Raw genomic sequence first — 22,154 nt, forward strand, 5'->3', positions numbered from 1 at the left:
CGGCACAGTGACCACGATCCTTCTCGATCCCCGGCGGACCGTCGTGTTCGCCGGGGACTCGGTCACCGACTGCGGCCGCCGTACCGACCCGGCCGGGCTCGGCGGCGGCTATGTGCGCAACCTGTACGACGACCTCGGCCAACGCCGGCCGCGGATCGTCAACGTCGGCATCAGTGGCAACCGGGCCGCCGACCTGGTCGGCCGCTGGTCCGCCGATGTGCTGGCCCACGACCCCTCGCTGGTGTCGATCATGATCGGCATCAACGACACCTGGCGTCGGTACGACAAGTTCGACCCGACGACGGCCGAGTCGTTCGAGACGTCGTACCGGGCGTTGCTGGATCCCCTCACCTGCCCGGTCGTGCTGGTCGAGCCGTTCCTGATGCCGGTGAAGGACGGGCAGGAGGGCTGGCGGGAGGACCTCGACCCCAAGCTCGACGTCGTCCGCAAGCTCGCCGTCGAGTACGGCGCCATCCTGGTGCCGGCCGACGTGGAGCTCAACCGCCAGGCCAGGACCGTCGGCGCGGCCACCCTGGCGCACGACGGCGTGCACCCGTCCGCCGCCGGACATCGCGCCATCGCCGACCTGTGGCGCAAGACCGTCCTCGAAGACTGAGACCACCGCTCCCCATTCCCTGGGGAGCGGTTTTTCAACGGAACTAAACCGGTTCACTTTGGAGAGCTGCTGTGACATCGCTCAAGACAGTCCCGCTGACCACTGAAGGCGGCGCCGCCTGGACCGTGCGCGCGGCCGCCGGGCCGGTGCCCGAGGGGATCCGCACACCGGTCGCCGCCACAGTCCCGGGCGAGGTGCACACCGACCTCCTCGCCGCTGGACTCATCCCGGATCCGTTCGACGGTGACAACGAGGGCGAGCTGGCCTGGATCGGCCGGACCGACTGGAGCTACCGGACCACCTTCGACTGGGCGGCCGACGACCACGCGGTCCAGGAGTTGGTGGCCGACGGGCTGGACACCGCGGCGACCGTGACACTGAACGGGACCGAGCTGGGCAGGACCTGCAACCAGCACCGGGGCTACCGGTTCGACATCACCGGACTGCTGGTGGCCGAGGGCAACGAACTGGTCATCGACTTCGCCGGGCCGGTGCGGACGGCCGAGGAGCTGGCCGAGTCGCTCGGACTGTGGCCGCACACGAACCACCATCCGTACAACGCGATCCGCAAGATGGCCAGCAACTTCGGCTGGGACTGGGGACCGGATGTCGCGACGGCCGGCATCTGGCGGCCGATCAGGCTCGAGTCGTGGTCGGACGTTCGGATCGACTCGGTCCGCCCGTTGGCAGGGCTCGACGGCGACCGCGGCGTACTGACCACGCACGTCGCGCTGGCCTGGGCGGACGGCGCGACCGAAGGCGCTACCGTCACCGTCGAGGTCGGTGGGACGACCGTCTCGGAGAAGGTTGCCGCTGGCACCGGAGCCGTCGAGCTCACCTCGACGGTCGAGTCGGTCGACGCGTGGTGGCCGCGGGGCTACGGCAAGCAGCCTCTGTACGACGTGGCGGTGGCACTGGACGACCAGGACAGCTGGCAGGGTCGGGTCGGCTTCCGGACGATCACGTTGAACGTTGCCCCGGACAAGGATGGCGGGCCGTTCGTTCTGTCCGTGAACGAGAAGCCGATCTTTGTGCGTGGCGCCAACTGGATCCCCGACGACGCTTTCGTCACCCGGCTGAACAGGGCGACGTACGAGACCAGCCTGCAGGACGCGGTGGACGCGGGTATGAACCTGCTGCGGGTCTGGGGCGGCGGGATCTACGAGAGCGAAGACTTCTACGACATCTGTGACGAGCAGGGCCTCCTGGTCTGGCAGGACTTCCTGTTCGCGTGCGCGGCGTACTCCGAGGACGAGCCGATGCGCAGCGAGGTGGAGGCCGAGGCGCGGCAGGCGGTGACCCGGCTCAGCCGGCACGCCAGCCTCGCGGTGTGGAACGGCAACAACGAGAACATCTGGGGGTACGTCGAGTGGGGCTGGCGGGCGCCGCTCGCCGGGCGCGCGTGGGGTGAGGGCTACTACTTCGACCTGCTGCCCGGGATCGTCGCCGAGCTCGACCCGCGAACGCCGTACTCGCAGGGCAGCCCGTACTCGTACGACCACTTCATCCACCCGAACGACGAGCGCAACGGGACCATGCACATCTGGGACGTGTGGAACCAGGTGGACTACACGACGTACCGCAAGTACAAGCCGCGGTTCGTGTCGGAGTTCGGCTTCCAGGGGCCGCCGGCCTGGTCGACGCTGGTCTCGGTGGTGCACGACGAGCCGATGGATCCGTACGGCCGGCAGATGCTCGTGCACCAGAAGGCGTTCGAGGGCAACCTCAAGCTGGAGCGCGGACTCGGCGACCATCTGCCGAAGTGGAAGGACATCGACGACTGGCACTGGACGACACAGCTCAACCAGGCGCGCGCGATCATCTACGGTATCGAGCACTTCCGCAGCCTGTTCCCGCTGAACACCGGCGCGATCGTGTGGCAACTGAACGACAACTGGCCGGTCGTCTCGTGGGCAGCGGTCGACGGGCACGGCATTCGCAAGCCGCTGTGGTACGCCTTGAAACGCGTGTACGCCGAACGCCTGCTGACCGTCCAGCCTCGGGACAACGAACTGGTCGTTGTCGCGCACAACGACTCTGACGTCGCGTGGAGCACCGAGGTCACGGTCACCCGGCGGTCGACCGCCGTCGGCAGCGAGGTGCTGGCGCGGGAGACGTTCGTCCTCGAGGTCGAGCCGCGGTCGGCGACGCTCAGCTCGCTGCCTGCATCGGTCGGCGTGCCGGGTGATGCTGCCGGTGAGTACCTCGAGGTGCGCGGCGGCGACGGGTCGACGGCGTACTGGTACTTCGTCGAGGACACCGCACTGCGGCTGTCCGGAGACGCGTACGCGGCCTCGGTCACCCCGACCGAAGACGGGTACGACGTGACCGTAACGGCTGCCTCACTGGCGAAGGACCTGGCTTTGTTCCCGGACCGGCTGGACCCTGCCGCCCGAGTGGACTCGTGCCTGGTCACGCTGTCCGCGGGCGAGAGCCACACCTTCCACGTGACGGGTGCGGCAGCGCCGGCGCAGGTCGGCGTACCGGTGCTGCGGTCCGCGAACGACCTGGTGAGCTGACTTACTTGACCATGGAGTGACCGGCCTGCGTGGCGTGAGCTTGTGGGCGTGCGACAGTTGATGTCGCCATGACCACCACAGACTCGCGATCACGCGGCCGGAGCCTGCGCAAGGATGCCCTGGGCCTCAGCTCGTCCACCGCGATCGGCATCGCTTCGACCGCTCCGGCGTACTCGCTGGCGGTGTCGGTCGGCCTGCTGGCCGGGTACGTCGGTGCCGCGGCACCCGTGGTCCTCGCGGTGAGCGCGATCCCGGTGTTCCTGGTCGTGCTGTGCTTCCGCGAGCTCAACCGGGCCGAGCCGGACTGCGGTACGACGTTCCCCTGGACGGAGAAGGCGTTCGGCATCGGCGTCGGGCGAATGGTCGGCTGGACCACCGTGATGGCGTGCCTGCTGGTGATGAGCAACCTCGCGCAGGTCGCTGCCATCTACACCTACCTGCTACTCGGTCTGGACGGCGCTGCCGACTCCCGCCTCGCCAAGGCCGGGCTGGGCGTCGTGTTCATCCTGCTGATGGCGGTGCTCGCCTACCGCGGTATCCGGATCGCCGCGACCACACAGTTCATCTTGTTGACGATCGAAGTACTCGCGCTGCTCTGGTTCGCCGTCAACGCCTTCATCGAGGCCGGCACGGTCAGCATCCCGGCGTTCTCGGAGACCGGCGACGGCTCCTGGGTCGCCGCGGTCCTGGTCGCGATCTTCGTCTACTGGGGCTGGGACTCCTCGTTCAGCATCAACGAGGAGACCCGCGACCCACGCCGCATCCCCGCCATCGCCGCCCTGGTCGCGAACGGGTTCCTGGTCGTCCTGTACGTCGTGGTCGCGTGGGCCGCGGTCGCGTACGCCGGGTCCGCTGCGCTCGGGGACATCGCGGACGACGACTTCTTCGCTGTACTGTCCAACGAGCTGCTCGGGACCGCCGGCGGGAAGCTCTTGGTCGCGGCGGTTCTGGTGTCGGCGCTGGCGTCGACGCAGACGACGATCCTGCCGACCGCACGGACGATGCTGTCGATGGCCCGGCGGGACGCGTTTCCGGGCCAGTTCGCCCGGATCTCCTCCCGCTACCAGACGCCGACCGTGTCGACCTGGGTGTTCGCGGGAACCAGCGTGGTCGTGTATGCGTCCCTGGTCTTGACGTCGGACGACGTACTGGCGGATTCCGTCGCTGCTGTGTCCCTGCTGGTGTCGCTGTACTACCTGGCGACAGCGGCCGCCGTACCGGTGTACTTCGCCGGGCAGTGGAGCGGGCGCATACTGCAACGGGTGGTCGTGCCGGTAGTGGCGGCCGCGTCGTTCGTGGGAGTGCTGGTGCTGTCGGTGATCGACGTGGGCGCCGGTCCTCTGATCGTTGTCGCCGTGGTGCTGGTGATCGGGGCGGCGATCATGTTCTCGATGAAGCCACCGGCCGAGGGGGAAGGCAGGCAGTGACACAACGCCAGACCAGGAGGCGGATGCGCAGCGCGGGCGTCACGCTCGGGCTCACCGCGCTGGTGGCCGCGTCGCTGACCGGATGCTCCAACAACAGCCAGCCCGACTATGCCGCGATCTGCGTCGATCCACAGACCCAGACCCGGTCCGACGACGAGAACTGCAAGGACGACCGCGAGTACCACGGCTCCGGCGCCGGATTCTTCTGGTTCTACATGGCCACCCGCGGCGGCGGCCTGGTGCCGCCGATCGGCGGCCGCTACAACGCCGGCCAGGGCACCTACACGATCCCGCGGACGGGATCGCCGACGATCAAGCGGGGCGGCGTCGACAAGAAGGGCGGCGACATCGGCACCATCACCCGCGGCGGGTTCGGCAAGTCCGGCAAGGGGAGCTCTGGCGGCTGATGTGGCGGCACCTGATCAAGACCCGGCCCGGCTGGCAGGACACGGTGATCGAGCAGGGGCTGGTCTTCCCGATGACCGACCTGCCCGACGGCAGCCAGCGCCCGTACTGGAACGAGAGCGCCTGGTACGAGGTGACGATGGACGAGGTGCTGCACCTCGAGCGCGTCACCGAGGAGCTGTACGAGATGTGCAAGCACGCGGCGTCGGTGATGGCGTCGGGTGACCGGTTCTCGGATGCCCAGCTCGGTCTTGCCTCGGGCACGCTCCCGCTGGTGCAGGAGTCGCTGAAGCGCGACGACCTGTCGGCGTACGCACGGTTCGATCTGGCCTGGAGCGGGGTCGAGCCGAAGATGCTCGAGATCAACGGGGACACCCCGACCGGGCTGCTGGAGTCGGCGGTGATCCAGTGGAACTGGTTGGAGGACGTCTTCCCGGACGCGGACCAGTGGAACTCGGTGCACGACCGGCTGGTGAAGTGGTGGGGTGAGCAGCTGGCGGCCGGGCGATTCCCAAGCCGGGAGGCGCACTTCTTCAACTCCGGCGCGGAGACCACTGGCGAGGAGGCGATGACGGTCGCGTACCTGCGCGACACCGCCGCGATGGCCGGACTGGCGACGTACGGGCATGAGATCGAGGACGTCGGCTGGGACGAGGCACGGCGTGCGTTCGTCGACTGGGGCGGCCGGCCGATCCGGACCGCGTTCAAGCTGTACCCGTGGGAGGACATGCTCGACGACCAGTTCGGCCGGTACATCCTGGCCGGGCTGGAAGCCGAGCCGGTGCGCTGGATCGAGCCGATCTGGAAGACGATGCTGTCCACCAAGGCGATCCTGCCGGTGCTGTGGGAGCTCTACCCGGACCACCCGAACCTGCTCCCGGCGTACTTCGGTGATCCGGGCGATCTGCTCGAGTGGGTGGCGAAACCGCTGCACGGCCGCGAAGGCAGCAACATCGTCATCCACACCATCGCCGACACCGAGGACCACGTCCACGACGGTCCGTACGACACCTCGACGATGGTCTACCAGGAGTGGCACCCACTCCCGTCGTACGAGGGCAACCGGGCGGTGATCGGGAGCTGGATCGTCGACGGGGTCGCGGCCGGGATGATGGTGCGCGAGTCGGACGGGCCGATCACGGACTACTTCGCCCGGTTCGTCCCGCACGCGATCGGCACCAGCCCGCGACCGGACGACGAGACCGTCCAGCGCTGGCTGGCTGAGTGATCAGTCCAGGTTCACCGCGACGTACTTGATCTCCAGGTACTCGTCGATACCGACGCTGCCGCCCTCGCGGCCGAGGCCGGACTGCTTCACGCCGCCGAACGGCGCCGCGGGGTTGGACACGATGCCCTGGTTGAGCCCGATCATCCCGGTCTCGAGCTTCTCGGAGACGCGGAGCGCACGGCTGAGGTCGTTGGTGAACAGGTAGGAGACCAGCCCGTACTCCGTGTCGTTCGCCATCCGGACCGCCTCGTCCTCGGTCTCGAACGGGGTCAGTGGGGCGACCGGGCCGAAGATCTCCTCCTTCTGCAGCCGGGCGCTGTACGGTACGTCGGCCAGCACCGTCGGCTGGTAGAAGTACCCGTTGCCGTCAGCAACTGACCCGCCGGTGAGCGCCCGGGCGCCTTGAGCGATCGCGTCGTCGACCAGGTCCTTCACCTTGTCCCGCTGGGTCGCGTCGATCAGTGGGCCGACGTCGACGCCGTCCTCGGTGCCGCGACCGACCTTCAGCGCGTCCATCCGCTGGGTCAGTCGAGTGGCGAACTCGTCCATCACCGGCGCCTGGACGTAGATCCGGTTGGCCGCCGTACAGGCCTCGCCGCCGTTGCGCATCTTGGCCAGCATCGCGCCGTCGACCGCCTTGTCCAGGTCGGCGTCGGCGAACACCAGCAGCGGCGCGTTGCCGCCGAGCTCCATGCTGGTCCGCAGTACCTGGCCGGCCGCCTGCTCGATCAGCTTCCGGCCAACCTGGGTGGAGCCGGTGAAGGACAGCTTGCGGGCGCGGCCGTCGCGGATCAGCGGCTCCATCACGCCACCGGCGTTATGGGTGGTGATCACGTTGAGTACTCCGGCCGGCAGCCCGGCCTCGGTCATCAATTCGGCCAGCTTCAGCATCGACAGGGGTGTCTGACCGGCGGGCTTGATCACCATCGTGCAGCCGGCCGCAACGGCCGGGCCGATCTTGCGTGCGCCCATCGCAGCCGGGAAGTTCCACGGCGTGATCAGCAGGCATGGCCCGACCGGTTGCCGCATCACCAGGAACCGGCCCTTGCCGTTCGGCGCGACCTGGTAGCCGCCCTCGATCCGGACCGCTTCCTCGGCGAACCAGCGGAAGAACTCGGCCGCGTACGCGATCTCGCCCTTCGACTCGGCGACGGGTTTGCCCATCTCGAGCGTCATCAGCAGCGCCAGCTCGTCGGCCCGCTCGGTCATCAGCTCATACGTACGCCGCAGGATCTCGCCTCGGTCGCGAGGCGGGGTGGCGGCCCACTCGGCCTGCGCGGCCACCGCGGCGTCCAGGGCGGCCAGTCCGTCCGCCGGACTCGCGTCGGCGACGTCACAGATCGTCGTACCGGTGGCTGGGTCCTCGACCGGGAGGGTCTTGCCACCCTCGGCCGCCTGCCACTTGCCTCCGATGAACAACTCGGTCGGACACGCCTCGACGACTTCCCGCTCCCGTGACATGAGTCTGCCTTTCGCTAGTCGGCAAGATCCAGACTAGGCGGTGGCGATGAGGGGTGGGGCGTGTCTGGGGACGGTCCGGACGGACTTGGTCAGGCCGGCGGCGATGGTCCGGAGGATGGCCGACCGGACCAGGCCGTCGAAGGCCAGCGGGACCAGCATGATCTCGTCGGCGCCGGTCTCGGCCGCGAGCGTCCCGAGCGCGGACACCACGGTCGCTCGCGAGCCGACGATGTGACCGGGGTCGTCCAGCAGCCGCTCGGCGCGGCCGCGTTCCCGTCCGGTCAGCGGTGGATCCAGCAGAGCCATCAGTTCGGCCGGAGTGGCCCGTGGCGATGCCGTCGCCAGCCGGGTCTTCACCCGGACGTAGTCGGCGAACCGGACGATGGCCGACTCCTCCGAGTCGGCAGCCACGACACCGACGGTCACAGCCATGTACGGCTTCACCGTAGGACCACTCGACTCGAAGTGATCCCGGTACGCCGCCACCGCCGCAGGAGTCGGCGCGGCAGCGGAGTGGTGCGCCAGGAACACCGGCAGCCCACGTACTGCGGCCGTCGCGGCGGCGCCCGGGTGGTCGGCCAGCACGAACACAGGAGGCGGCAGACCGGCCAGCGACAGCCGTACGTCGCCTACAGGTGCGCGGCCGGGCAGTCCGTCGCGCAGGAACCCGCAGAGCTCGTCCAGCCGCTGTGGGAAGGCATCACGGGCACTGCCGCCGAGTGCGGCCGCCGTACTGGGCACAAGGCCGAACTGCTGGCCGACGCCGAGATCGATGCGACTCGGGTACGCCGCTGCCAGTGCGGCGAACTGTTCGGCCACGACCAGCGGCTGATGGTTCGTGAGCAGGACCCCACCGGCGCCGAGCCGGATCCGGTCCGTCCGTGCGGCGAGGACTGCCGCGAGTACCGCCGGTGCCGCGCTGCCGACGCCTCGGACGCCGTGCTGCTCCCCCACCCAGAACCGGCGATACCCGAGGTCATCGGCAGCCTGTGCCACCTCCGCGGTCTCCCGGAGTGCGGCCGCAGCCGACTGACCGGGCAGCTGCGGTACGACGTCCAGCACCGAATGGGCTGAGACGGGCAGTCCGGGAGTGACAGGGGCAAGCACCTGTTCACCGTGGCAGCGCCGGCCCGATCGCACATGGGTGCGCGGCCCCCATGTTCGGACCGCGCGGCACCCATCTGTCCGTGCCTGCCGGCGATCCGAAATTGGGTAGGCGGAGGTCTTGCCGGACCCCAGGACGTGGGGGCATCGTTCCGGGCGTTCCTTCCAGATTTCGCGGACAGAGGAGGCCGAAGACGAGTGCAGACACCTAGCTGGGAGCCGTAGCGCTCCCTACCTGAGCCGGCCGTCCTTCCACCAAAGGCCGACCGGCCGGGCGCTGCTGCCGCGGGGTGGTCAACCCCCAGTCGTCACCCCGCGGCAGGTGCTGCCCCACGCCTGGACCATGAGCTCCCAGGAAATATGGGGGCCGGATACCCATGCCCCGAGCGGGTGGGCAATGGCAGCCTGTCCGCGTGCTCAACTCAGCGACCGCCGGGCCGACCCGGACCGACCAGCGCACAGCCTGGTGGTCCGCGGGGATGCGCCCGCACGAGCTGGCCCAGACCGCACCGGCCTGGGCCGAGTACGTGGAGCGCAGTACCTCCACCCAGACGGCGCCTGCCGCCGGTCGAGGCCCCGCAGGGACCGGCACCGCAGCCAGCCACACGTCAGGTGGGGCAGGCGGGGCGTCGGGTGGGCCTGACATGGACTGGCGGCAGGCGCTTATGCGCTGCTTGGAGCCATTGCTCTCGGCAGCTCGCCGCGATCTTGCGGCAGCCGGCCACACCGGCGTACTGGCCGAGCAGTTCCTGCAGCGGCTCGGGCTGCGACTGGTCAAGCTGGCGTCGCGCACGCTGGTGCTGGAGCTCGCTCGGGCACGGGACCGCGGTGAGCTGGCCGGTGACACTCCGGCCGAACGTTTTATGGACTTCACCCACCGGCTCGTTGGAGGGAGCGAGCTGGCGGACTTCCTGGCCGCATACCCGGTGCTGGCCAGGGTCCTGGGCGAGTCGTGCAGGCAAGGCGTCGAGGGACACCTCGAACTGCTGGCACGGCTCGCCGAGGACCGTGAGTCGCTCGTCACCGGGCTGCTGGACGGCCGTGATCCCGGCGCGCTGACCGCCATCGACCCCGGGGGCGATCCCCACCGGGGCGGTCGATCCACCGCAACCCTCACCTTCGCCGACGGACGGCGGGTGGTCTACAAGCCCCGGCCGCTCGACCTGCACCGGCATTTCAACGAGTTCGTCGCCTGGCTGAACGACAAGACCGGTCTGGGCATCCGCACGGTCGATCTGCTTCCCCGCCGCGGCTACGGCTGGCTGGAGTACGTCGTACCCGAGCCCTGCCACGACGTGGCTGAGGTACGCCGGTTCTACCAGCGGCAAGGCGCTCTGCTGGCACTGCTATACGTGCTGGACGGCACCGACATGCACTACGAGAACCTGATCGCCGTCGGCGACCAACCGGTGCTCGTGGACGTCGAGACCCTGTTTCATCCGAGCCACCTACCAACCGGCACGCTCAGCCAGGACCCGGCGTACCGGACGCTGCTCAGCTCGGTCTACCGCACAGCGCTGCTACCGCTTCTGGTCGCCGGCGAGCACGGTGTCGCGGACATGTCCGGCCTCGGCGGCGACGCGGACGCGACTGCGCCTTCGAGCGTGGTCGACTGGGCGGACGCCGGACTCGACTCCATGCACCTCATCAGGCGTCCCGGCAAGACGCCCGGCGCTGCCAACCGGCCACATCTCGACGGCGCGGTGATGGAGCCACGGGACCACGAGATCGCCGTCCTGACAGGGTTCCGGGCCGCGTACGAGGCGATCGCCTGGCACCGCGACGAGTTGATCGGCCCGGACGGTCTGGTACGCCGTTGCGCGCAGGACCAGATCCGGTTCGTGCCACGGAACACCAGTCTCTACACGGGTTTGCTCGACGAGGCGACGCATCCCGACGCGTTGCGGAACGCGGCAGGTCGCAGTCAGTTGCTGGATCTGCTGTGGGACGCCGACGAGTCACTGCACGACGTGGTGCCGCACGAACTGGCCGACATGTGGGCGGGCGACGTACCGCTCTTCACGGCACGGCCGGACAGCCGCGACCTGTGGGCGTCCGACGGCACGCGCATCCCCGACATCCTTGCCACCGAAGGGCTTGCCGCGGTCGAGGCGAAGATCGCCGGACTCAATGACATCGACGAGCACCGGCAGAAGTGGCTGATCTCCGCGTCCCTCGCCACCCGGCCGGAGCCGATCGTGCACGCCAGCACCGCCGGCCGGCGCGGCGTCGGCGCCACCGAGGCGGATCCCGGCTGCCTACTGGCGGCCGCCACCGACATCGCCGACGAGATCGTGGCGCAGGTGATCAGCGAACGCGGCGGTGCCGCCAACTGGCTCGGCCTCGAACTGCTCGACGACCATCACTGGGCCATTCGCCCAATGGGCGCAGGGCTTTCCAACGGCTACACCGGTACGGCGCTGTTCCTCGCACAGGTCGGTGTGCTCACCGGAGCCAACAAGTACTGCGAGCTGGCGCGTGACGCGATCCGCCCGATCCCCTTTGTACTGGAGAGTCTGTCCGCAGACTTGGAGACGGCTCAGCTGGTCGGACCAGGTCTGCACGGCCTCGGCGGGATCAGCTACGGACTCCACCGGCTCAGCACGTTGCTCGACGACTCTGAGCTCGCCAGTTGGTTGCACGCAGCCCTGGAACTGACCGATCGACTCAAGCCCGAGCCCACCGAGTTCCCGACGTACGCCGAGGGTGCGGCGGGTGGACTCGCCGCCATGCAAGCGATTGAAGGCAACCCGGCCGCGGCCGACCTGGCCAAGCGGTACGCCGACGAACTGGTCGCCGCTGTGGACCAAGGGCTGCGCGGCGGCCTCGCCGCTCCGGACCACGGGTTCACCCGCGGCTACCAGGGCATCGCCTGGACTCTCGGGCAGTACGGCGTACCTGGCGACAGGTACACGGATGCCGCGCGTACGGCGGCCGACCTGGACCGGCGGACCCGGTCCGGCGGCCATGGATGGTGCTCCGGCGACGCCGGGACCGCGTTGGCCCGGCTGGCGGCCGGAGTACCCGCGGACCTCGACGCCTACCTGAGGACCGCAACAGAACGTCCGGTGCTCGCAGACCTCAGTCTGTGTCATGGCGAGCTCGGCGCGGTGGAGCCACTGGTGTGGCTCGCCGAACGCGAACACCCAGCTGTTGAGGCGGTCCGGCGACGCCGGGCCGGGCTGGTGCTCGCAGCAGTACAGCAGTACGGCCCACAGTGCGGGACACCCCGTGCCGTTCCGTCACCAGGCTTGCTGACCGGCCTGGCGGGCATCGGCTACGGCTTGCTCCGGCTGGCGTTCTCCGAACGCGTCCCGTCCGTCCTGCTGCTCGAACCATCCACCGGGTCGACGCGCCCATCACAGCGCGGACGCCCCACAGCGACAGGGGAAACAGCATGACCGCCCAGCAGCACCACGAAGACGACATCCGCGACGCCCAGCTCGAGCGCCCGGACTCCACCGACCCACTCGGCCCGATCACTCTGCCGAAGCGCACCCACGTCGGCGCCCGCGCGATGGCACTCGTGGGCACCGTAGGGATGAGTGCGTTCGCCCTCGCGGCGGTCGCCAACGCCGGAGGGTTCAGCACCTGGCCGACGATCGAAGCCTGAGCCTGCCAGCAAGCGCTTGATCGGCGGAGTCGCCCGGTCACCCGAGGGTGCCCGGCCGGCCCCGCCGATCCGCTGCGGTGGCAGCGATACGTCGTTAGAGTTGGCAAGCATGCAGACCCGTGCGCCCGGAGTGGTCGGCAGAGACAGGGAGATCGATCAGCTCCACCGCCTGCTGGCTGCAGCCCGTGGCGGTCACGGAGGTGCGGTCTTCCTCGTCGGTGAGCCCGGTATCGGCAAGAGCCGGCTGGCCGGAGTCGCCACCACGCGGGCGCTCGACGATGCGATGGCAACCTTGCGCGGACGCGTCGGAGCGATCGGCACGATGGTTGCGTTCCGCCCGTTCACGGAGGCGTTGCTGTCGTTGATCCGTCGCGGCGAGATGCCTGCGGCGGATGGACTCGGGCCGTACCGCCAGGTGCTCGGCCGCCTGGTGCCGGACTGGGACGACGGGACGGCGCACAACACTGCGACCTCCACTGTCGTTCTCGGTGAGGCTGTCCTGCGGTTGCTGGCCTTGGTCGGCAAGGACCGCGGCTGCCTGCTGGTGCTGGAGGATCTGCACGGTTCCGATCCGGAGACTCTCGCTGTGATCGAGTATCTGCTCGACAACTTGGAGGACCAGCCGATCGCTCTGGTCGCCACACTTCGTTCGGAGACCTGCGCGGCCTTCGAGCTCGCCCAACTGTCCGCACAGCGTGGAGCGGCCGGCCTGGTCGAACTGCAGCCCTTGGACCGCGCAGAGGTGGGTGAGCTCGCGGCCGGGTGCCTCGAGGTCCCAGCGGACGGCGTGCCCGATGCGCTGGTCGACAGCCTGTGGCGGGACAGTGCCGGAGTCCCTTTTATCGTTGAGGAATTGCTGCAGGAGGCGAGTCGGACCGGACAGCTGCTGTCGAAGGAGGACGGCAGTGTCCAGGTGGTCGATGGCCTGCAGACCACCGTCCCGGCGGCCGTTGTGCGCAGCATCAGTAGCCGGACGGACCAGCTCGGACCACAGTCGCGTGACCTGCTGGTGCTTGCCGCGGTCATCGGCCATCGCTTCCCGCTGAGCGTCGTACGCAAGGCCACCGGGACCGATGAGCGGTTGCTGCTGGCCACGCTGCGCGCCGGTCTTGCGGCGCAACTGGTCGGGCCGGACGAACCCGTTCCGGACTGGTACGCATTCCGGCATCCATTGACCGCGGATGCACTGCTGGCCGGGCTGACACCGACGGAGCGCTCTACCCTCGCACGACGGTGTGCCGATGCGATCGAGGAACTGCATCCCGGTCTGCCGGGTGAGTGGTGTCCGATGGTCGCGGAACTGGCTGAGACCGGTGGTGACAACGGGCGAGCCGGGCGGCTGTTCGCGATGGCCGGGCGACGATCGTTCGACGATGGGTCGATGGCGTCGGCCGTCAACCTGCTCGAGCGCGCGAACGCCTTACTGGCCGGCGATCCCGACACCATCTACCGCGCCGAGGTACTGGGGTCGTTGCTGATCGCACTCAGTGAGACCGGCCAGTTCGAGAGCAGCGCCGAGCACGCGGCGACCATCGAGGAGATGGCCGACCGCAACCTCGACAGCAGCAGGGTCGCCGCCCTGCATGTCCAGTTGGCCAATCTCGAACACATGGCGGGCCGCTGGTCTGCCGCACTGACCCAGGTCGCGACCGCCCGATCGTTGCTCGGCATCGACGCGGGCGACGCCGACCTCGCACCGGTCGATGCGATCGCCGCACACCTCGAGCTCGCCCGGCCCAGTCCCGGCCGGCTGAAGGCGGCCACCGAGCTCGCCACTCGCGCTGCCGAAGCGGCGGAACGCGCCAAGCTGCCCGCGGTGGCGTGCGATGCGCTGCAACTGCTCGGCATCCTGTCCCGTGAGCACGACCTGGACCGGTCGATCGACTTCTTCCACCGGGCCCGGCTGGTGGCCGAAGAGCACAACATGACCTTCCAGCGGGTGTGCTCGCACATCTTCCAGGCCGGCACGATCTGCCTGGCCAACGGCAGCATCGCCGAGCTCGAACGGGCCCGGCAGCAGGCGCTGCGGATCGGCGCGATTCCCCTCGCCTACGAGGTGGACGGCATCCTCGGCCAGCAGGCGATCCTGCGGTCGGAGTACGCCAAGGCCGCGGTCATCATCGACGAGTGCCTGGAGGTGACCCGGCGCCTGCGGCTCGGCCGCTCGGCGACGTACTTCCTGTCCACCAAGGCGATCCTCGAGGCGCATCAGGGCCGTCGTACGGCGATGGAGGCGACGCTGGCCGAGGTCGCGAACTGGGGTGGCGAACGGGCGTCGTACGAGCTGCCGTACTCCTACGGGCTGGCGCGGACGTTCTGCGCGCTGCTGGAGGAGAACCGCGAGCTGGCCGACTCCGAGATGGCGCAGGCGCTCGCGTACGACGCACAGAATCCGACCACCCTGCACACCTCGGGGAAGTACGGGCTGGGCCTGCTGCTCGGCGTACTGTCCGGCCGCAACGGCTGGGCGCACTTCGAGGCGATCACCGCCGCGGCTGCCAGTGGGATGCGGTGGAACAAGCAGTTCGTCCAACTGGCGCACGCCGTACTGCTCGGCCGGGACGGTCGGGTGGACGCGGCCAACGCCAAGGTGCTGGAGGCGCTGGAGACCGCGTCGCTTTACCCGATGGCGCGCTATCTGGGTCTTCGGCTGGTGGCCGAGCCGGCCCATGCGGACGGCTGGGGCGAGCCGGTCGCGTGGCTGCGGCAGGCCGAGGACTACTTCCACAACGCGGAGGTGCCGGCGGTGGCCAGTGCCTGTCGTAGTCTGCTGCGTCAGCTCGGGGCAACCGTCTCGCAGCGGCGAAGCGGGACCGAGCAGGTGCCGGCGCACCTGCGTCAGCTCGGAGTCACCACCCGCGAGTACGAGGTCTGCCGGTTGCTGGTCGACCGGATCGGGAACAAGTCGATCGCCTCCCGGCTGCACATCTCGCCACGGACGGTGGAGAAACACGTGGCGAGCCTGATGACCAAGACCCAGCAACCGGATCGGGAGGCACTGAGCAGTTTCGCCCGGACCGTTGTGCAGGACTGAACAGCGGACCGGGACACTCCGCGAGTCGCGGGTCCGATTCCGGCACTGATGCGTGTTCTGGAGGATCGGACCCCCAGTGGGTGATAGTTGTCGACTCACGCAGTCGGGACCGCCGGCCGCTTGCGGACACGGGAATCACGGTAATTTATGAACGCTCGCTTTCTATATAGGATGGGCGAGTGGCAGGCAAGGGGTCGGACATGGGCAAGGGAACGGTCGGCGGCGGCGGTACGACGATGCTGCGGCGGATCAACGTCGCGGCAGTCCTGGACGCGGTACGGCGCTCCGCACCGGCACCACTGCGTGTCGCGGAGCTGGTCGAACGGACCGGCCTGGCGAGACCGACCGTCGCACAGGCGGTCGATGAACTCCTGGACGCCGGCTGGCTCCAGCAGCACGGCCCCGACTCGGCGGACCGCTCGCTCGGCCGTCCGGCGATCCGCGTGTCACTGCGCGGCCGCGCGGCGCCGGTGCTCGGCCTCGACGTCGGCCCGCACCGGGTGACCGTCGGTGTCTCCGACCTGGCCGGCCGCAAGCTCTCCCTGGTACGGCGCTCCGGACCCGGATGGACCGCCCAGGAGCTGCTCGGGGTCATCAGCGAGGTGATCACCGAGGCTCTCGCAGAGGCCGAAGTACCGGCCGAGGACGTCGCTGCCGCCGTCGCCGCCAGCCCCGGCATCGTGGACGAGCACACCGGTCGGGTCCAGCTGGTCCCGAGTGTGCCGGGCTGGTCTGCGATCGACCTGATCAAACACGTCCGCGGTCTGCTCGACTGCCCGGTGATGCTCGACAACGACGCCAACCTGGCCGCCCTCGCCATCGCCGCCGCACGTGGCGGCACCGGCACGCTGCTGGCAGTGCAGTGGGGCGAGCGACTCGGCGCCGGCATCGTCATCGACGGGCGGCTGCACCGCGGCACGGGAGCGGCGGGCGAGATCGGCTTCATCGCCACCGCGCCGGACGACGTGATCAACCCGGAGGACAGCCGGGGTCCGTTGGAGCGTGCGGTCGGCTCGGAGGCGATCGCAGCTCTCGGCCGGCAGGCCGCACTGGACAACCCGAAGTCCCGGCTCGCCGAGCTGGGTGGAGAGCAGCTCGACACGGCCGACGTGTTCGCGGCCGCGGCGGAGCGCGACCCCGTGGCTCAGGCCGTCGTGCAGCAGGTCGCCCGCGACTTCGCCCGCGCGCTGGCGCCGTCCATCCTCGTGCTCGACCCGACGGCCGTCGTCATCGGCGGTGGCGTCGCCCGGGCCGGCGCCGTACTGCTCGACGCCATCTCCGACCAGTTGCGCCTACTCACCCTGAACCACCCAAAGCTGGAGCTGTCCGCCCTGGCCGAGGACGCTGTCGTCACCGGCGCCATGCGCATGGCCCTCGACGAGGTCTGGCAACGCAAGCTCCCCACCCCGACCCTCACCACAACCGCCTAGGTCACCCGCCCGTGGACGGCCGCGGCGATTGCGTCTGGGCGGTCCAGGTGGACGAGGTGGGCGGAATCCGGTAGCACCTCGACCGAGCCGCCCAGCGCGTCCGCCAGCCGTTGCTGACCCGCCACCCAGCGGTTGGCGGTGAAGCGCGAGCTACCACCGGTGGCGACCAGCAGCACGGTCGGCGCGATCGCATCAACCGGCCGGGCGACCAGGCGTCCGACCTCGGTCGCCAGCTCCCAGCTCCCGGCCAGTTCGTCCCAGAACAGCAGCCACGACGACGCAGCGCCGTACCGGGACCCTTCAGTTGCCTTGGACAACAGATCCCGCTTCGTCGCGCTGCCGATCCGCACGATCAGCCGCCGCAGTCCAGGCCCCAGCAGTTGCGGTACGCCGATCCGCCCGAGCAACCGCAGGAACCCGCGCACCGCCCGATCACCCCACGTCCCCGGATACAACCACCGCACCCCGGTCTCCGAGGTGAGACTGGTGTCGACGAGCACGAGACCGACCACCTCGATCGGCCGGGTCAGCGCCCACCGCAAGGCAGCCAGTCCGCCGATCGAGTGACCGACCAATCCGATCTCTGCATCCACCGGTACGCCGGCCGCCGTACGCAACTCGTCGACAGCGGAGGTGACCGGCGTACGCCAAGGATCGATCACGCGCAGCTCGGTGCCCGGCAACAACTCGACGACCCGCGCGAACTCCTCCGGAGTCTCGGCCAGGCCGGGCAGCACGATCCAGGTGACGGTCATCGAGAGCAAGCGTGCCTCACGCCGGGCAGTACTGTCCCTGGAATATGCACATGCCCGACAGCGTCGCACCCGAACCAAGGGATTGACTGTCGTCTCAGCTATATCCCTGAGGTGGACCTAGCACGACCGAAGCCGCGGCGAGGGTAATGGCATGATCGCTGCGTGCGGTCGGAACAAGCCGAGGTGATTCCCGCGTGGCAGCATCGTGCTGCCGTGTGGGTCGGACGTGTTGTGGTGGCCGCCGCGGTCTGGTCGTTCATCGCGATCCCGTTGCACTTGTTCGCCCCGGCGTACGTGAAGCGGGTCGACCAGGCGTTCGACTTCTTCGGCATCCCGGCCGGACACACCTTCTTCCCAGCGGTCTACCTGGCCGTCGTCGGCAGCGCGCTGCTGCGCGGCAAGCGCGCCGCGTTGCTCTGGGTGCTGTGGGTCTTCGAGGCCCTCTGGTTACTGGCACAGACCGCGGCCGTCGCGTTCACCAGCGTCCGGCTGGCCAATCCGAACGACGCCGAGCTGCTTTCCGACTTCGGCCCGGCCACGGTCAAGGACCTCGAGCTCGGCATCGTCCAGGTGGTCGTGGTGATCGCGATCATCGTGCTGCTGTGGACGATCCGGGGCGCGTTCCCGGCCCGACTGGCGCCCGGCACCCGGCGGCTCGCGATCGGCGCGTTGGTCGCCGGCATGCTGATCTCGATCGCGGTCAGCATCACGCTGACGCAGATCTTCCCCAAGACCCTGACCGGTCAACGGGAGAAGATCGGCTGGGCGATCGTCGCGGCCTTCGGCCAGTCCCGCAACCGGATGGGTGGGCACGAGGGCCACGGCTGGATCGGCCTGACGGTCGGCGCGATCTCGGCCGCGACGCTGGTGATCGCGTTCGCCATCTTCCTGCGCTCGGTCCGCCGGGTCCGCTACCTCACGCAGCCCGAGGAGCTCGACGTACGCCGCCTGCTGCTGGAGCACGGTGAGCGCGACTCGCTCGGGTACTTCGCCACCCGGCGCGACAAGGCGGTCGTCTTCTCCCCCGACAGGCAGGCGGCGATCGCGTACCGCGTGGTCAACGGGGTCAGCCTGGCCAGCGGTGACCCACTCGGCGATCCGGTCGCCTGGCCCGGCGCGATCCAGCGCTGGCTCGCGGAAGCCCGCACGTATGGCTGGTCGCCTGCGGTCCTGTCGGTGAGCGAGGAGGGCGCGCACGCGTACGTCGACGCCGGCCTGCGCGCACTGTCGATGGGTGACGAGGCGATCATCGACGTCGCGGACTTCACGCTGGAAGGCCGGACCATGCGGCCGGTCCGGCAGGCGGTGACGCGGGTCCAGCGGGCCGGCTATCACGCGGAAGTCGTCCGGCACGGAGACCTGTCGCCCGAGGCCCTGGCGCAGTACGTCGGCCTCGCCGAGAGGTGGCGTGGCGCGCAGACCGAGCGCGGGTTCTCGATGGCGCTCGGGCGGCTGGGTGACCCGTCCGACGCGCGCTGTGTGATGGTCATCGCGCGCGACTTCGACGGCGAGGTCCGCGGGCTGCTGTCGTTCGTGCCGTGGGGTGTGCGAGGCGTTTCGCTGGACCTGATGCGGCGCGACCCGGAGTCCGTGAACGGGTTGATGGAGTTCATGGTCACGTCGCTGGTGGACGCGTGCGGCGACCTCGGACTGCACCGGATCTCGCTGAACTTCGCGATGTTCCGGGAGATCTTCAGCGATGCCGAGCGAGTCGGTGCCGGGCCGGTACTGCGGCTGACCAACGCGCTGCTCACCGCCGCCTCACGCTTCTGGCAACTGGAGAGTCTCTACCAGTCGAACGAGAGGTACCTGCCGCGCTGGTCCCCACGGCTGATCTGCTACTCCCGTGGGGCGTCGCTCGCGCAGGTGCTGCTGGCGGCGGGGACCGCGGAGGGCTTCCTGCCCGCGCCGAGGCCGTGGACCCGGGTCGACACCGTGGCGACCGCCGAGCGGCACGCGATCATGGCGGCGGACGGCGGCGCGTTCGCTGCCGCCGTCCGTGAGCAGGAGGAGAAGCTGCTGCGACCGGCGCTGCCTGATCGCAAGCTCACCGAGCAGGAGCTGATCCGCCGGACCAAGCTCGCCGAGCTGATTGCTGCGGGCATCGATCCCTACCCGGTCAGCGTGCCGCGGACGGAGACGCTGGAGCGGGTGCGCGCACTGCACCCGAACCTGCCGGCCGATCACCGCACCGGCCACACGGTGTCGATCACCGGGCGGATCATGCGAATGCGGGACCACGGCGGTCTGTCGTTCGCCCAGCTGCAGGACGGCCTGGCGCAGCTTCAGGTGATGCTGACGACCGAGGACTGCGGCGAGACGGCACTCGAGCAGTGGCGGCGATTTGTCGACATCGGCGATCACGTCAGCGTCACCGGCGAGGTGGTCACCAGTCGTCGCGGCGAGCTGTCGATCGCGGTGACCAGCTGGCTGATGGCGGCGAAGTGCCTGCACCCCCTGCCGGACAAGCGGAAGGGTTTCACCGATCCGGAGGCACGGGTCCGGCAGCGGCATCTCGACCTGATCATGAACCCGGACTCGCTCCGGATGATGCAGCAGCGCAGTGCGGCGGTCCGGGCCCTGCGCAACGGTTTCGAGGCGCGCGGGTTCATCGAGGTGGAGACGCCGATGCTGCAGGCGGTCCACGGCGGGGCGAACGCGCGGCCGTTCGCGACCCACATCAACGCCTACGACACCGAACTGTTTCTCCGGATCGCGCCGGAGCTGTTCCTGAAGCGGCTGAGTGTCGGCGGGATGGGCAAGGTCTTCGAACTGAACCGGAACTTCCGCAACGAGGGCGCCGACGCGACCCACAACCCGGAGTTCACCTCGGTCGAGGCGTACCAGCCGTACGCCGACTACCAGGTGATGCGGGAGCTGACCCGCGAGCTACTGATCGAGGCGGCGACCGCGGTGTTCGGCAAGCCGGTGGTGCAGCGGCCGGACGGCGAGATCGACATCTCCGGTGAGTGGCCCGTCATCACCGTGCACGACGCGGTCGGCCGGGCCGTGGGCACAACGATCCAGGTGGACACACCGGTCGAGCGGCTCCGCGAGCTGTGCGCGGAGCACGGCGTACACACGACCTTCGAACTGACCGCGGGCGAGCTCGTCCTCGAGCTGTACGACGAGTTGGTCGAGCCTGCCACGACCGTGCCGACGTTCTACACCGACTTCCCGTTGGAGACGTCACCGCTGACCCGGAGCCACCGGTCCGAACCGCGGCTGGCCGAACGCTGGGACCTGGTTGCCTTCGGCGCGGAGATCGGTACGGCGTACTCCGAACTCGTCGACCCGGTCGAGCAGCGCCGCCGGCTGACCGAGCAGTCCCTCAAGGCCGCGGCCGGCGACCCCGAGGCGATGTCCCTGGACGAGGACTTCCTCAGCACCCTCGAGTACGCGATGCCCCCGACCGGCGGCCTCGGTATCGGTGTGGATCGAGTCATGATGATGCTCACCGGCCAGAACATCCGCGCCACCCTCGCCTTCCCGTTCGTTAGATCCGCTCCCAGAAGCTAGAGCTCGACTCGCACGGACCTGGCCGGTGCGCATACCCTGTGCGGCACAAGGGTTGTGGGGCGACCTGGGGGGACGTGCATGAAGCGGTTCTGCGTGCTCTGGGCCGGTGTTGCGGTGCTGGGGCTGGTGGCTGGTTGTGGTGGTCCGGCCGAGGACGATGCCTCGGGTGCGCCGTCGACGCCAGCGGGTGCGTCGTCCTCGGCGCCGGCTTCGTCGACCCCGACCGGGCCGCTCGGGACGGCGGCGTACCAGGCGGAGCTGACGAAGCTCGAACAGGGTCTGGCGAAAGACCTGCGGAGCCTCACCCGAGTGCGCACTGCCGAGGCGCTGGCTCAGACCATGACAAGCCTGGCGGAGTCGCTGAACACCGCCGCATCACGACTTGCCGACTCCACGGTGACCAGCCGCCTGACCGCCGTACACGAACTGCTGCAGGACAGCCTCGGCACCGCCGCGGTCTCACTGGCCGACTCGGACCAGGCCGAGCTGAACGCGCGCTGCGGCGGAGTCGCGTACACCTCGCAGAAGGTCCAGCGGACGCTGCGCGCCGATCTGAAGACCGCGATCGCGGCGCTGACGAAGCTCAAGCTGAAGTTCGGCGCCACGCTGCCCGATCCCGGCCCGGCACCCGACAACGAACGACCGGACAACGGCGAGATCCTGGTCCGCGAGGGGGACTCCGGCACCGGCCGGATCAAGGTCACCAACGGAACGGCGAACGACGTCGCGATCTCGGTCGTCAACGACGGCGACCCACCCAGCGAGCCGCACGTGATGATGTTCGTCCAGGCGAACAAGGCCGCCACGATCACCCGGATCGGCGGCACGTACCGGATCTACTACAAGAGCGGCACGGACTGGAACTCCGAACGTCGCCAGTTCAGCGCCGGCTGCACGTTCCAGAAGTTCGACCGCTCCTTCGGCCGGAACGAGTCCTGGCAGGTGAACCTCGAACCGACCGTCGACGGCAACGCGTCGACCACCGAGGTCGAAGCCTACTGAGGCCTGTCGAGGTTATGTGACATCGGCCATGTCACGATGAC

14 protein-coding genes are annotated in these 22,154 nt (G+C 69.3%); 11 read left to right on the forward strand and 3 right to left on the reverse strand.

What is annotated here, in order from left to right; translation table 11 throughout:
• Positions 1-7 precede the first annotated feature (7 nt).
• The 5 genes from ACIBG5_RS18315 (at position 8) to ACIBG5_RS18335 (ending at position 6,195) form a co-directional block, all read left to right on the forward strand.
• Entirely contained in the window at positions 8-616 is a 609-nt protein-coding gene (locus ACIBG5_RS18315; RefSeq protein ID WP_396392680.1) for an SGNH/GDSL hydrolase family protein, read from the forward strand.
• 71 nt (positions 617-687) lie between these two features.
• The gene (locus tag ACIBG5_RS18320; RefSeq protein WP_396392681.1) at positions 688-3,135 is read left to right on the forward strand and encodes a glycoside hydrolase family 2 protein; all 2,448 of its coding nucleotides are present in this window, start codon (positions 688-690) and stop codon (positions 3,133-3,135) included.
• A 68-nt stretch (positions 3,136-3,203) separates the two neighbouring features.
• A complete protein-coding gene (locus ACIBG5_RS18325; RefSeq protein ID WP_396392682.1) occupies positions 3,204-4,562 on the forward strand; it encodes an APC family permease in 1,359 nt (452 codons plus the stop codon).
• A gap of 23 nt (positions 4,563-4,585) precedes the next feature.
• On the forward strand, positions 4,586-4,969 hold the full coding sequence (locus ACIBG5_RS18330; RefSeq protein WP_396392683.1) for a hypothetical protein: 384 nt from the start codon (positions 4,586-4,588) through the stop codon (positions 4,967-4,969).
• A complete protein-coding gene (locus ACIBG5_RS18335) occupies positions 4,969-6,195 on the forward strand; it encodes a glutathionylspermidine synthase family protein (protein WP_396392684.1) in 1,227 nt (408 codons plus the stop codon). The genes ACIBG5_RS18330 and ACIBG5_RS18335 overlap by 1 nt, the downstream gene beginning before the upstream one ends.
• Here ACIBG5_RS18335 and ACIBG5_RS18340 read toward each other — a convergent pair whose 3' ends face one another.
• Positions 6,196-7,656 (reverse strand): NAD-dependent succinate-semialdehyde dehydrogenase, encoded by a 1,461-nt coding sequence (locus tag ACIBG5_RS18340; protein ID WP_396392685.1) that lies wholly within the window; start codon positions 7,654-7,656, stop codon positions 6,196-6,198.
• Positions 7,657-7,689: 33 nt separating this feature from the next.
• Positions 7,690-8,763 (reverse strand): MsnO8 family LLM class oxidoreductase, encoded by a 1,074-nt coding sequence (locus ACIBG5_RS18345; protein ID WP_396392686.1) that lies wholly within the window; start codon positions 8,761-8,763, stop codon positions 7,690-7,692.
• 410 nt (positions 8,764-9,173) lie between these two features.
• Here ACIBG5_RS18345 and ACIBG5_RS18350 point away from each other — a divergent pair, with 410 nt between their 5' ends.
• From ACIBG5_RS18350 to ACIBG5_RS18365, 4 genes are all read left to right on the forward strand, one after another.
• Positions 9,174-12,161, forward strand: a complete 2,988-nt coding sequence (locus ACIBG5_RS18350; RefSeq protein ID WP_396392687.1) for a type 2 lanthipeptide synthetase LanM family protein — start codon at positions 9,174-9,176, stop codon at positions 12,159-12,161.
• Positions 12,158-12,373, forward strand: a complete 216-nt coding sequence (locus ACIBG5_RS18355) for a hypothetical protein (RefSeq protein WP_396392688.1) — start codon at positions 12,158-12,160, stop codon at positions 12,371-12,373. Before ACIBG5_RS18350 ends, ACIBG5_RS18355 begins: the two co-directional genes overlap by 4 nt.
• 109 nt (positions 12,374-12,482) lie before the next feature.
• Positions 12,483-15,407 carry an ATP-binding protein gene (locus ACIBG5_RS18360; RefSeq protein ID WP_396392689.1) on the forward strand — a complete coding sequence of 975 codons (2,925 nt, stop codon included), beginning with the start codon at positions 12,483-12,485 and terminating at the stop codon, positions 15,405-15,407.
• 179 nt (positions 15,408-15,586) lie between these two features.
• Entirely contained in the window at positions 15,587-16,837 is a 1,251-nt protein-coding gene (locus ACIBG5_RS18365; RefSeq protein WP_131359856.1) for an ROK family transcriptional regulator, read from the forward strand.
• Here the strand turns inward: ACIBG5_RS18365 and ACIBG5_RS18370 are convergent.
• On the reverse strand, positions 16,834-17,592 hold the full coding sequence (locus tag ACIBG5_RS18370) for an alpha/beta fold hydrolase (RefSeq protein WP_396392690.1): 759 nt from the start codon (positions 17,590-17,592) through the stop codon (positions 16,834-16,836). The two genes, ACIBG5_RS18365 and ACIBG5_RS18370, sit on opposite strands and share 4 nt — an antisense overlap.
• A 162-nt stretch (positions 17,593-17,754) precedes the next feature.
• On the opposite strand from ACIBG5_RS18370, the gene lysX reads away from it, so the two are divergent.
• Together lysX and ACIBG5_RS18380 are read left to right on the forward strand one after the other, a co-directional pair.
• On the forward strand, positions 17,755-21,111 hold the full coding sequence (gene lysX / locus ACIBG5_RS18375) for a bifunctional lysylphosphatidylglycerol synthetase/lysine--tRNA ligase LysX (protein WP_396392691.1): 3,357 nt from the start codon (positions 17,755-17,757) through the stop codon (positions 21,109-21,111).
• Positions 21,112-21,189: 78 nt separating this feature from the next.
• The gene (locus ACIBG5_RS18380; RefSeq protein ID WP_396392692.1) at positions 21,190-22,113 is read left to right on the forward strand and encodes a hypothetical protein; all 924 of its coding nucleotides are present in this window, start codon (positions 21,190-21,192) and stop codon (positions 22,111-22,113) included.
• Positions 22,114-22,154: the final 41 nt, after the last annotated feature.

It is taken from the genome of Kribbella sp. NPDC050241 (assembly GCF_044459685.1).
Taxonomy (GTDB): Bacteria; Actinomycetota; Actinomycetes; order Propionibacteriales; family Kribbellaceae; genus Kribbella.

Bases quoted from the DNA above. Each gene is read 5' to 3' on its own strand.
- ACIBG5_RS18355 (WP_396392688.1), top strand. From the start codon at position 12,158: ATGACCGCCCAGCAGCACCACGAAGACGACATCCGCGACGCCCAGCTC.
- ACIBG5_RS18335 (WP_396392684.1), top strand. From the start codon at position 4,969: ATGTGGCGGCACCTGATCAAGACCCGGCCCGGCTGGCAGGACACGGTG.
- ACIBG5_RS18340 (WP_396392685.1), bottom strand. From the start codon at position 7,656: ATGTCACGGGAGCGGGAAGTCGTCGAGGCGTGTCCGACCGAGTTGTTC.
- ACIBG5_RS18380 (WP_396392692.1), top strand. From the start codon at position 21,190: ATGAAGCGGTTCTGCGTGCTCTGGGCCGGTGTTGCGGTGCTGGGGCTG.
- ACIBG5_RS18325 (WP_396392682.1), top strand. From the start codon at position 3,204: ATGACCACCACAGACTCGCGATCACGCGGCCGGAGCCTGCGCAAGGAT.
- ACIBG5_RS18370 (WP_396392690.1), bottom strand. From the start codon at position 17,592: ATGACCGTCACCTGGATCGTGCTGCCCGGCCTGGCCGAGACTCCGGAG.
- ACIBG5_RS18330 (WP_396392683.1), top strand. From the start codon at position 4,586: ATGCGCAGCGCGGGCGTCACGCTCGGGCTCACCGCGCTGGTGGCCGCG.
- ACIBG5_RS18360 (WP_396392689.1), top strand. From the start codon at position 12,483: ATGCAGACCCGTGCGCCCGGAGTGGTCGGCAGAGACAGGGAGATCGAT.